General features: G+C 50.5%; 10 protein-coding genes. 4 read left to right on the forward strand and 6 right to left on the reverse strand.

The window, feature by feature from the left end:
* Positions 1-176: 176 nt before the first annotated feature.
* The gene (aspA, locus tag HMPREF2959_RS06970) at positions 177-1,574 is read left to right on the forward strand and encodes an aspartate ammonia-lyase (protein ID WP_002239792.1); all 1,398 of its coding nucleotides are present in this window, start codon (positions 177-179) and stop codon (positions 1,572-1,574) included.
* A 71-nt stretch (positions 1,575-1,645) separates the two neighbouring features.
* Here the strand turns inward: aspA and HMPREF2959_RS06975 are convergent, their stop codons facing one another.
* From HMPREF2959_RS06975 to ybaK, 3 genes are read right to left on the reverse strand one after another with little or no spacing between them, the layout of a single operon-like run.
* Entirely contained in the window at positions 1,646-2,521 is an 876-nt protein-coding gene (locus tag HMPREF2959_RS06975) for a DMT family transporter (protein ID WP_002243552.1), read from the reverse strand.
* A 1-nt stretch (position 2,522) separates the two neighbouring features.
* A complete protein-coding gene (locus HMPREF2959_RS06980; RefSeq protein WP_002243553.1) occupies positions 2,523-3,107 on the reverse strand; it encodes a hypothetical protein in 585 nt (194 codons plus the stop codon).
* 22 nt (positions 3,108-3,129) lie between these two features.
* A complete protein-coding gene (ybaK, locus tag HMPREF2959_RS06985) occupies positions 3,130-3,609 on the reverse strand; it encodes a Cys-tRNA(Pro) deacylase (protein WP_002243554.1) in 480 nt (159 codons plus the stop codon).
* 74 nt (positions 3,610-3,683) lie between these two features.
* Here ybaK and HMPREF2959_RS06990 point away from each other — a divergent pair, with 74 nt between their 5' ends.
* From HMPREF2959_RS06990 to ttcA, 3 genes are all read left to right on the forward strand, one after another.
* Positions 3,684-4,046 (forward strand): RidA family protein, encoded by a 363-nt coding sequence (locus tag HMPREF2959_RS06990; RefSeq protein ID WP_002217102.1) that lies wholly within the window; start codon positions 3,684-3,686, stop codon positions 4,044-4,046.
* A 34-nt stretch (positions 4,047-4,080) separates the two neighbouring features.
* The gene (locus tag HMPREF2959_RS06995) at positions 4,081-4,944 is read left to right on the forward strand and encodes a CAF17-like 4Fe-4S cluster assembly/insertion protein YgfZ (protein ID WP_070696585.1); all 864 of its coding nucleotides are present in this window, start codon (positions 4,081-4,083) and stop codon (positions 4,942-4,944) included.
* A gap of 92 nt (positions 4,945-5,036) precedes the next feature.
* Positions 5,037-5,996: a tRNA 2-thiocytidine(32) synthetase TtcA gene (ttcA, locus tag HMPREF2959_RS07000; protein WP_002224505.1), complete on the forward strand. Its 960-nt coding sequence runs from the start codon at positions 5,037-5,039 to the stop codon at positions 5,994-5,996.
* A gap of 93 nt (positions 5,997-6,089) precedes the next feature.
* Here ttcA and HMPREF2959_RS07005 read toward each other — a convergent pair whose 3' ends face one another.
* From HMPREF2959_RS07005 to HMPREF2959_RS07015, 3 genes are all read right to left on the reverse strand, one after another.
* Complete coding sequence (locus HMPREF2959_RS07005; RefSeq protein ID WP_070696573.1) at positions 6,090-9,029, reverse strand: type III restriction-modification system endonuclease; 2,940 nt, start codon at positions 9,027-9,029, stop codon at positions 6,090-6,092.
* Between the two features lie 12 nt (positions 9,030-9,041).
* The gene (locus HMPREF2959_RS07010; RefSeq protein ID WP_246829043.1) at positions 9,042-10,970 is read right to left on the reverse strand and encodes a site-specific DNA-methyltransferase; all 1,929 of its coding nucleotides are present in this window, start codon (positions 10,968-10,970) and stop codon (positions 9,042-9,044) included.
* A 115-nt stretch (positions 10,971-11,085) separates the two neighbouring features.
* On the reverse strand, positions 11,086-11,643 hold the full coding sequence (locus HMPREF2959_RS07015; RefSeq protein WP_002243558.1) for a peptidylprolyl isomerase: 558 nt from the start codon (positions 11,641-11,643) through the stop codon (positions 11,086-11,088).
* Positions 11,644-11,694: the final 51 nt, after the last annotated feature.

Raw genomic sequence — 11,694 nt, forward strand, 5'->3', positions numbered from 1 at the left:
TGCCTTGTCCTGATTTTTGTTAATCCACTATAACACCCGAAAACAACGTTTCCCGTTTTCAGACGGCATACGATATGGACAATTTCATCCGGCCGGTATAGTGTTCATCCTGCGGCGGCATCTTTCCGATGGCGCATTTTTTCAATATTAATTATCCGACTTACAAAGGTAAAAACATGACTGTCCGTATCGAACACGATTTATTGGGCGACCGCGAGATTCCCGCCGAAGTGTATTGGGGCATCCACACTCTGCGCGCCATTGAAAACTTTAAAATCTCCACACAAAAAATTTCTGACGTGCCGCAGTTTGTCCGCAGTATGGTGATGGTGAAAAAGGCGACGGCACAGGCAAACGGTAAGTTGGGCGCGGTCAAGCCCGAAATCGCCGCCGCCATTGAAAAGGCTTGCGACGAAGTTCTGCTGAACAACCGCTGCCTCGACCAATTCCCCTCCGACGTGTATCAGGGCGGTGCGGGAACTTCGGTCAATATGAACACCAACGAAGTCATCGCCAACCTCGCATTGGAAGCCTTGGGCTATGAGAAAGGCCGCTACGATATCGTCAATCCGATGGATCATGTCAACGCCAGCCAATCCACCAACGATGCCTACCCTACCGGCTTCCGCCTTGCCGTGTATTACAGCATCGGCGAATTGCTCGACAAACTGGCCGTCCTGAAAAACGCCTTTGCCGCCAAAGCCGAAGAGTTTAAAGACGTTTTGAAAATGGGCCGCACCCAGCTTCAAGATGCCGTGCCAATGACTACAGGACAAGAATTCCAATCTTTCCAAGTGTTGTTGGAAGAAGAAATCCTCAACCTCGACCGCACGCGCCAACTGCTGTTGGAAGTCAATTTGGGCGCAACGGCAATCGGCACGGGCGTGAACACGCCCAAAGGCTACGCCGAACTGGTGGTCAAAAAACTCTCCGAAGTCAGCGGCTTGCCTTGCAAACTGACCGAAAACCTGATTGAGGCGACCTCCGACTGCGGCGCATATGTGATGGTACACGGCGCATTGAAGCGCACGGCGGTCAAACTCTCCAAAATCTGCAACGACTTGCGCCTGCTCTCTTCCGGCCCGCGTGCCGGCTTGAAAGAAATCAACCTGCCCGAATTACAGGCCGGTTCTTCCATTATGCCTGCCAAAGTCAATCCCGTGATTCCCGAAGTGGTCAACCAAGTCTGCTTCAAAGTCATCGGCAACGACACGACGATTACCTTCGCCGCCGAAGCCGGGCAACTGCAATTAAACGTGATGGAGCCGGTCATCGCCCAATGTATGTTTGAAACCATTTCCCTCTTGGGCAATGCCGCAGTCAACCTGTCCGACAAATGCGTCAAAGGCATTACGGTCAACCGCGAAATCTGCGAACGTTACGTTTTCAACTCCATCGGTTTGGTGACTTATCTGAATCCGTATATCGGACACCACAACGGCGATTTGGTCGGCAAAATCTGCGCCCAAACCGGCAAAGGCGTGCGCGAGGTTGTCTTGGAACGCGGGCTGTTGAGCGAAGAAGAACTCAACCGCATCCTCTCTCCCGAGAACCTGATGAACCCCCATCTGTAACGTTGCAGACAAATGCCGTCTGAAGCAGGGATACTGCTTCAGACGGCATTTTGTTATATCAATCAGCCGGATTATATGCCGAACAGTGCCTTGACCTCCGCCCAATAAAACAGGCAGGCGATGGAACACAGTGCCAACACGATTCCCGCCGTATTGATTGTGTTGATTTTTTCCTTAAAAAACAGTGCGCCCGAAAGCGTCCCCAAAACAATCACGCCGATATTCATACCGGCAAAAACCAGCGTGGGATTGTCCTTCATCATTTGGTGCGCGGTGATGTAGGTTACGATGTTCATGAAGTTCAAACCGCCCAAGAGTATGCCGCCGACCACACTCTCAACGCGCCATCTGACCGATTTGGCAAACAGGCAGGCAAACATCAGCACACCTGCCAGCACAAATGCAACCAGCAGGTTGCCTGAAAATGCCGTGCCGCTTTTGGCAAGCTGTTTGAACAGGATGTCGATAATGCCGTAACCCGCCCACACGCCCAGCAGCAATGCCGCCTGCCGCCACGCGCTGCCTGATTTTTTGCCGCCGCCGTGTTTCCAAAGCAGGCAGAACAGCGCGGCAAATGCGAGGCACAGCCCGATTAGTCTGCCTTCGCTGAGTTTTTCGCCAAACAGCGTCAAGGCGGCAACAATCGGCAAAAACAGCGACAAACGCTGCGCCGCGTCGGATTTGACGATACCGGCGGATTCTACGGATTTGCCCATAATGACAAATACGGACGGCAGCAGCACGCCCAATGCGGCAAACAGCCACCATGTCGGCAAAAATGCGCCGATATTGCCGACATCCGGCTTCAATACCAGCAGGGTCAGTATGACCGCGACCACATAATTGACGGCGACCGCCTGCGCGATGTCGATTTTTTTCTTCCTTGCCATTTTCAGCAAAATGGAAACCGACACGCTGAACACGATGCTGATTAACAGGTAAGCCATACTATATCCATTTCTCGGGTGCAACCGCCCTGCCGCCGTTGAAGCGGATAAAGCCGGCGATGATGCGGTAGAAATACCAGACGTTCGTTGCAATAATAATCAGCACGCCGATACCCAAAAGGGCAGTCAGCGCACCCAAAATATAAAGCCAAAATGTGCGCCAAAAGGTTTTAATCAGGTATTCGGTATGTGCGGCATAGACAATGCTGTCCAAACTGTTCCGTTTCATATAGGCGAGAATCACGCCGACTATGGGCATATAGGCGAAAATCACGCCGACTATGGGCATGAACAGCATGATTGCACCCAAACCGAACAGGATGTAGGCGGCGAGGACATAGTTGCGCCCGCTTCCGCCGCCGGACGGTTCGTAAGCATGGCGCGAACGTGAGGCCTGCCGTTCAAACGCCTGTCTGAACGCCTGTTCGCGGCGCATCTGTTCGCGGTAAAACTGCTCCCTGCGCGCCTGTTCGCGGCGGAATGCCTCTTCCTGCCGCCCGCGTTCCTCATTGCGGTAGGCGCGTTTGATTTCGTCCGCTCCCGCCTGCGGCGACACGCCCAATACGGCATACAAATCTTTGTCCATATTGTTCCTTTATACTTTCCCGTCAAACCGCCGCCTGTATTGTTTTCGGGTTCAAAATATTTAAATCTCCGGGACGGATGCCGATAATGAACCCGCGTTTTCCGCCGTTGATATAGATGGTTTCCAAATCCATCACCGACTGTTCGACGTAAATATCCAACTTTGTCCGGATGCCGAACGGCGTTGTGCCGCCGACCAGATAGCCCGTCCACTTGTTTGCCTGTACGGGCGTGGCGGATTCGATGTGTTTCGCACCCAAATGCCGCGCTAGATTGCGGGTTGAAATCTGCTTGTCGCCGTGCATCAAGACAATCAGCCCCTTACCGTTTTCATCTTGCAAAACAATGGTTTTAATGACCAAGTGTTCGTCTTTGCCGAATAGTCGGGCAAACTGCGCCGTGCCGCCGTGTTCCTCATAGGCATAGGTAAAAGGTTCAAATTCGATGCCGTTTTCACGCAAAACGCGCACGGCAGGTGTTATCGGATAAGTGTGTTTACTCATTTTTCGTCATGCAAAACATGGAAATCGGTCAAGCGCAATGTTACCATATATCCCCTTTATCGAAGGAAACCGATATGGATATCCGATATTTCGGCACAACGCCCCGCTATTCCGAAGCCGTCGGCGCAAACGGCTTGATTTTCCTCTCCGGCATGGTTCCCGAAAACGGTGAAACGGCTGCCGAACAGACTGCCGACGTGCTTGCCCAAATCGACCGCTGGCTGGCGGAATGCGGCTCGGACAAAGCGCACGTTTTGGATGCGGTCATCTATCTGCGCGATATGGGCGACTATGCGGAAATGAACGGCGTGTGGGACGCTTGGGTTGCCGCCGGCAGAACGCCCGCCCGCGCCTGCGTGGAAGCGCGGCTCGCCCGTCCGGAGTGGCGCGTCGAAATCAAAATAACCGCCGTGAAGAAAGATGCGGCAACCGCATAAACAGATTTCCTTTATATTTCAGAGTACGCAAATGATGAAAACCTTACTGCCCTTTTTCGGCGTGGTACGCGTCAGCGGCGAAGACCGCCAAACCTTCCTGCACGGACAGCTTTCCAACGACATCAATAATCTTCAGACCGGGCAGGCGTGTTATGCGACTTACAACACGCCCAAAGGCCGTGTCATCGCCAATATGATTGTCGTCAACCGAGGCGGCGATTTGCTGCTGATTATGGCGCAAGACTTGCTTGAAGCAACGGTCAAACGTTTGCGGATGTTTGTGTTGCGTGCCAAAGCCGTTTTTGAAATCCTTGAAGATTACGCCGTCGACGCGGAATTGGAAGCATCCGCCGAACCGCTTGCCGCGCAAGAACCCAGTCTCGTCTTTACCGCCGAATGCGTTTCAGACGGCATCTGCACCGTCGTCCTGCCCCATCGGGGCATTTTGCACATCGCCCCCAAAAACGCCTTGCCGCCTTATGATGCCGCCGCCGAAAACGCGTGGCGGCTGCACGAAATCCGCAGCGGTTACCCGTGGATATGCGCGGCTACCAAAGAAACCGCCGTCGCCCAAATGCTCAACCAGCACATCATCGGCGGCGTACACTTCAAAAAAGGCTGCTATCCGGGACAGGAAATCATTGCCCGTGCCCAGTATCGGGGGCAGCTCAAACGCGGCTTGGCGGTATTGTCGGGAAATTCGGCAGCCGAAGCAGGCATCCTGCTGGCGGCAGACGGCGAAGAGGCCGGCATCGTACTCGACAGCGTTCAAGATTCGGAAAACTTTACCGCCCTTGCCGTGATTAAATTCTCCGCCGCACAAAAAACACTGTCCGCCCCAAACGGCGGCAGCTTCAAAGCGGTTCATCTCTTCTTTAAAACCGAAAATGCAGAATAAGCCGCCGATGCCGTCTGAAGCCCTTCAGACGGCATTGCCGCCCCGTCAATCGGTTACAATGCCGCCTTTCTAATTTTCAAACCCAAACCGCCATGTCCAAAAAAACCAAACAAGAACTCGAAAACAACAAACTCAGCAAACGCCTGCGCCACGCCGTCGGCGACGCGATTAACGATTTCAATATGATCGAGCCGGACGACAAAATCATGGTCTGCCTCTCCGGCGGCAAAGACAGCTATGCCCTGTTAGACATCCTGCGCCAGCTCCAAGCCAGCGCGCCGATTGATTTTGAACTGGTCGCCGTCAATCTCGACCAAAAGCAGCCGGGTTTCCCCGAAGAAGTATTGCCGACCTATCTCGAAAGCATAGGCGTGCCGTACAAAATCGTCGAAGAAGACACCTACTCCACCGTCAAACGCGTATTAGACGAAGGCAAAACGACTTGTTCGCTGTGCAGCCGCCTGCGCCGCGGCATCCTCTACCGCACCGCAAAAGAATTGGGCTGCACCAAAATCGCCTTAGGACACCACCGTGACGACATCCTTGCCACCATGTTTTTAAATATGTTTTACGGTGGAAAACTCAAAGCCATGCCGCCCAAGCTGGTGAGCGACAACGGCGAACACATCGTCATCCGTCCGCTGGCGTATGTAAAAGAAAAAGACTTAATCAAATACGCCGAATTAAAACAATTCCCCATCATCCCGTGCAACCTCTGCGGCTCGCAACCCAACCTGCAACGCCAAGTCATCGGCGATATGCTGCGCGATTGGGACAAACGCTTTCCCGGCCGCATCGAATCGATGTTCTCCGCCCTGCAAAACGTCGTCCCTTCCCACCTTGCCGATACCGAACTCTTCGACTTTGCCGGATTGGAACGCGGTCAAACCCTGAAACACGGCGGCGATTTGGCGTTTGACAGCGAAAAAATGCCCGAACGTTTTTCAGACGGCAGCGAAGAAGACGAAAGCGAAATCAAAATCGCGCCGCAAAAAGCCGAACGCAAAGTCATCAACATTCTGGCGAACAAGCCGAAAACCTGCGGCGCGTAACCCCCCGCCGTCAAAAATGCCGTCTGAAGCCCGTTTGGCGTTTCAGACGGCATTTTAAAATCCCGAAGCAGACGGCTTCCAAACATTTGTTTCTCAGTGTCCGTTTTCAGAATGCCCGCCTGCGGGCATATTTTGCCCGATCAGTTCGGCTATCCTCTCGCCGTCAAACTGCGTTTTGAACACCACCTTGATTTCTTTGGAAATCTCGGCAAACAGCTTTTCGGCATGTTTGATTTTCCGCTCTTCGCTTTTTCGCAAATCTTCCGCCCCGTCAGTCCCTTTGGCTTCAATCACAAAGTTCAGAATCTCGCCGCTTTTGGTTTTCACGATATAGGCAAAATCGGGCGAATACGTGCCGCCGCCGGCAACGGGGATTTTGATGGAGTTTCTCGGTATTTTGGTGAATACGGTTACGCCTTCAATTTGGTTGTTGGCGACATTTTCATGTTCTATATCCGAATCGTAGAAAATTTCGTCGAAGAGATAGCCGGCGGCAGGCCGGTGCTCCGTATCTTCAAATCTGCCCAAATCTGCTTTTTTCACCGCGCGCGGTTTGCCGTCTTTATCGGTAAATTTGGTCGGATGGATTTTGCTGCCGACAAGCCGGTAATCCAGTTCAAATTTATGGAAGGAATGATGAAGCAAAAACCGGTTGAAGCCGTTTTTGATTTGGGCGATGGTCTGCATATTCAAAAAATCGCCAATGTTCAGTTCGTCGCGGACGCGATAAAACGCCTGATGCAAAGTCTGCATGCGGATTTTTGCCGTTTGTGCCAGTTTTTCCAGAAGCTCACGGTAAGTCATTGTGTTAAAACGGATAAAATCTTCATCTTCAAAACTGTCTATGCGGCGGGAAAGCATAAGCCCGTTGTTGATATAAGCTTCGTTTACCGCCGTGCGTATGCCTGCCTGCGGGAATTTGGCGGCGTTTTCACGCAAATAGGCGGTAAATAAATCGACAAATTCGGCTTCATCCTTGATTTTGTACTGCAAAACGGCTTTATGGTGAATCAGCTCCCACAAGGCTTTGAGTTCTTCATATTTGCCTTCGCGCATGATGATGGTGTCTTTGCCCTCGTCTTTGGCGTTGCTGACTTTGCCTTTGTCCAAACCTTTGGGGAAGGCTTCGGGATAGGCGGCTTTTAATTTGTCATAGCCGTCTTCGGCAAAGTTTTCATTGTCGTCAATGATGCCGTCTGAAAACAGTTGGTTTACCAATACCAGCGGTTTGATATCGGGGTATTTTTGCAATATTTTTTGTTTCAGCTCTTCGGTAAACTTTTTGGAGATTTCTTCCTGAAAAGAATTGTCGTTGATTTCGCCGACAAGCTGCTTCACAAAGTCTTTTTCGCTGCTATCGACAAAATAATTCAGTTTGTACGGTACATCGCGCACCCGCGCCATCAGCTCGTTTACCGGCAGGCGCAGGCCGCGTCCGACTTCTTGCAGCTTGGAAGTCGTGCTGCCGCTGGAACGCAGTTTGCAAATCTGGAAAACGTTGGGATTGTCCCAGCCTTCGCGCAGCGTCCATTTGGAAAAAATAAAGCGGCGCGGGTTGTCCAAAGACAGCAGTTTTTCCTTATCGTGCAGGATTTCATTGATTTCCTGCTCGATTCTATCGTCGCTGTCTGTATTGTCTTTGGAAAAATAGCCGCCGTGGCAGGCGGATACATCGTCCAACGTCTTTTGCAGGTAATCGCGGTAAAACGGGTCGCTTTCCGTTTTCAGACGGCGTGCCGCTTCCGCGCGAATCCAGCTTTCAAATTTATCTTTCAGGCTGCCTGAAAGCTCGTTGCCGCTGCGGTAGCCCGCGATATCGTCAATAAAAAACAGCGTCAGCGGCTTGATTTTGGGCTGTGGCGCGCGTTCTGCCAAAAGCGCGCGTTCCAGCTTGAAATGTTCGGCAACCGCCCGCTGCATCATCGCATCCTGCACCGTTTGCGAATAGGAATAAGGGTTGATGACGGCACCCGTTTTCAACTCCAAGCCGTTGCTTAACACCACCACGGTTTTATTCATTTTGTCGATTTTCAAATCCGAAATAGCCGGATGGATTTGCGCCAAATCTTCGCCTTTTGCCAGTTTGAACGTCTGCTTTTTGTCCTTTTCGTTTAATTCAAATTTCGCTTCTTTGCCGCCCGACGACACCAGTTTTACCGCCGCATCCATGCCGCCCTGCATTTCTTCCTGAAACACGCGCACGCCTTTGACCAGCCCGTCGTTAAACGCGTCTACTGCCGTCAAACGGTAAAGCAAGTTGTAATATTCATCGTTAAATGTCGCACCGTAGCGCAAAATATATTGCGGTTTTAAGCGTTTGATATTGCCCCACGTTTTCGCGCTCTCCCGGGTCGGGAATTTATGCGGTTCGTCCACAATCACAAACGGGCGCACGGCGGCCAATGCATCAACGGGATTGTCAAACAAATCTTTCAATGCCTTGTCGCCCGTATCGTTCATGGACGACGAATTAACCATGCCCGCGTTAATCAGCAGCACATGGATTTCCTTTTTGTTTTCCGCTTTGACAAATTGCTCAATCGTTATGGGCGCATTGGACTTTTTGCCCTTATTCTTTTTCGCGCTTTCCACCACATAGGTTTTCAGGCGCACGCCTTCATAATCGCCGCCGAAATCCTGTTCAAAATGCTCTGCCAAAGCCTTGCTTTGCAAAAACTGCTGTGTTCCCGCCTTAATGGACAAAGTCGGCACGACCACGATAAATTTGAACACGCCCAGCCAACGGTGCAGCTCGAACATGGTTTGTGTGTAGGTATAGGTTTTGCCCGTGCCCGTTTCCATGGAAATATCAAGGATATTTTGGTCGTCCGAACGGTCGGGGAATCGGCCGTCTATACCGTTTTGGCTTTGCACTTTCAGGATATTGTTTGCGTATTGTTTTGCAGCAAACAAAAGTTCGGGATTTTCGTCTGCCGTCCGATATTTGGGCGTTGCCCCGTCAAACACGCCCAAAACCGCCGAAACCGCCCGCATTTGGTGCGGCTGGTTTTTCTCGTAATTAAAACCGCTCATGAATTGCCTCCGTCAAACCCTGATAACCACATTCAACTCAATCTCTTTTTTATTGGCATAACCGCGAACCGCCTGGTCAAGTTCGTGCTGCATGGCGCTTGCCATATTGCTGCCGAATACAATCACGCGGTTGGGATTGAAAGCCGCATCGTCGTCCAGCTTGCGGATAAACGCCAACAAATCGGCAGAAGTAAAACCGGCATTCATCAGATACAGCCGTTTTTCGCACAGATACGCCGTGTAAGCCCCTAACCGCACAGGCTCAACCGGCGTGGTCAGTGCCGCCCCGTCATACAGCGTCCAGGTGGTCAGAAGCGTTTGCAGCTGTTCTTCGCTTAATTCATCGTTAAGCGGCAAATCCGGTTGTTCGGGCGAAAAATCCTTGTCCGGATGCTGCCTGAAATTGTCTGCCGTTTGAAAGATTTTGAAGCCCGAATCGCCCGTGTAATCGGGATGTTCGACGCGGATTTTGGCGGCGGCTTTTTCTATGCGGGCTTTGGTGATGTCGAAGATGGTCGGGTAGCCTGCTTTACGGGCTTCGGATTTTTCAGCGGTTTTTTCGGGAAGCTGTACACAGATATAGCGGCGGTTACCGTTTTGTCCTTCGGCGTTAAGCTGCATCACGGCGTGGGCGGTTGTGCCGCTGCCTGCGAAGAAGTCTAGGATTAGGTCAGTTTGATTTCCCTTGAAAGTTGCAGAAAGAACTAATCTTTTCAATAAATCTAATGGTTTTGGTGTTTCAAAAGGAGAATAACCTTTTCCAGTTTCAAACAACTCTTCTAATTCACGAATACCATCTTTAGTAAGATTTTTACTTATATTTCCAATATTTAAGATGCTATGAAATTTGGAAAAATCATCGGATACTTTTCTAAGTTTTCCAATAATTGTTTTCCCATAAGACTTCGGAATTAAGATATATTCATTATTTTCAATATCTTTATCAATTTTGTTTTTAAACTCAATTCCTTTTATTTCAATAATATCTTCGTAATGCAAGTTCCCATATTTGCCAAACTGTTCGCGAACGGCATCTTCCTGTATCCAATATAATTCATCATTGATTACAATTTTTTTGCCGCGTATATCTTTTGGTCTTTTTAGATTGTCAAAATGAGTAATATCTTTCGCATAAACTAAAACAGTTTCATGCCCATTTACAACATATTTTGCATTACCACCACCTTCTGATGTATTAACAATTAAATCTTTAATAAAATTCCCTTCCCCAAACACTTCATCACACAACAATTTCAACTGCGCCGCTTCGTTATCGTCAATCGAGATAAAAATCACGCCGTCGTCCTTTAACAGTTCGCGGGCGACATACAGGCGCGGATACATAAAGGTGAGCCATGCGCTGTGCGAGTTTGAGCCTTTGTCGGTGAAATCTAAAATCCGCGCGGCTTCGTCTTCGTCAATATTCGCCAGGCGGGCAAGTTCGGCTGGGGTGAATTTGCGGTCGTCCTGATAGACAAAGCCGTCCGAGCCAGTGTTGTAGGGCGGGTCGATGTAAATCATCTTCACGCTGTTTGTATAGGCGTTTTTTAAGTGTTTCAACACTTCTAGATTGTCGCCACGAATCAGCAGGTTTTGGCTGCCTGCATTTTCGGGCTTGGCGTTGTGCGTCTTATCTTCACTTATCAGGGTTTCGGGCGGCAGGTTGCGAAGCAGGCGGGCATATGATTTGCCCAGCCAGTTCATTTCGTAAAATTCGCGTCCGATGTCGGTCTGTGGCGCAATTTCGGCTTGTAATCTGTCGATAAGGAAATTTCCGTCTGCGTCAAAACAGGCGGGAAACAGTTTTTTGAGCTGTTCGAGTTGGGTAGAGTTGGCGGTAATGCCGTCTGAAGTGTAGATTGCCTCGGTGTTCGCCCCGGCTGTGTCGCTTAGATCAGGGCTTGGCTTGGCTTGGCTTGGCTTGGCTTGGCTTGGCAGCATTTTAAAATCCTCGGTTTGAATTTGTCAATATCAACTGTCTGTTTTAAAATATTTTTTTAATTTAAACGGCGTTTTTTGGGAAACGGGCGACGCCGTCTGAACGTCTGTCTGCGTGTTACTGCCCGACAACAACGCGACGGATTTTGACGGGCTGTACGGGTACGTTTTGATAAAAGCCGCGCGTGGCGGTTTTGACGCGGGCGATTTTGGAAACGGCGTCCATGCCGCTTTCGACCCTGCCGAAAACGGTATAGCCGTATTGTCCGTTTTTGTAGTTGAGTGAATCATTGTCCGCCAGATTGATAAAGAATTGGCTGGTGGCGGAATCCGGATCGGCCGTCCGCGCCATGGCGATGGTGCCGACAGTGTTTTTCAAACCGTTGCCGGATTCGTTGGCAACGGCCTTATCGCTTGCCTTTTGTACCAAGTCCTCGGTAAATCCGCCGCCCTGGATAACAAAACCGTCGATAACGCGGTGAAAAATCGTATTGTCGTAAAAGCCTTTTCGGGCATAGCGCACGAAATTGGCAACGGTTTTGGGTGCTTTGGATTCGTCCAAAACCAAACGGATATTGCCCATATCGGTTTCCATCAAAACATGGGTTGCCGCCATAGACGGCAGGGAAACCGCCAAAAGCAGCGCGGTTAAAACGGTTTTGAATTTGGGTTTCATCCCGTCCTCCTCAGACCTTCAGACGGCATTTTCATTTCATATGCCGTCTGA

It is taken from the genome of Neisseria sp. HMSC070F02 (assembly GCF_001814225.1).
Classification (GTDB): Bacteria; Pseudomonadota; Gammaproteobacteria; order Burkholderiales; family Neisseriaceae; genus Neisseria; species Neisseria meningitidis.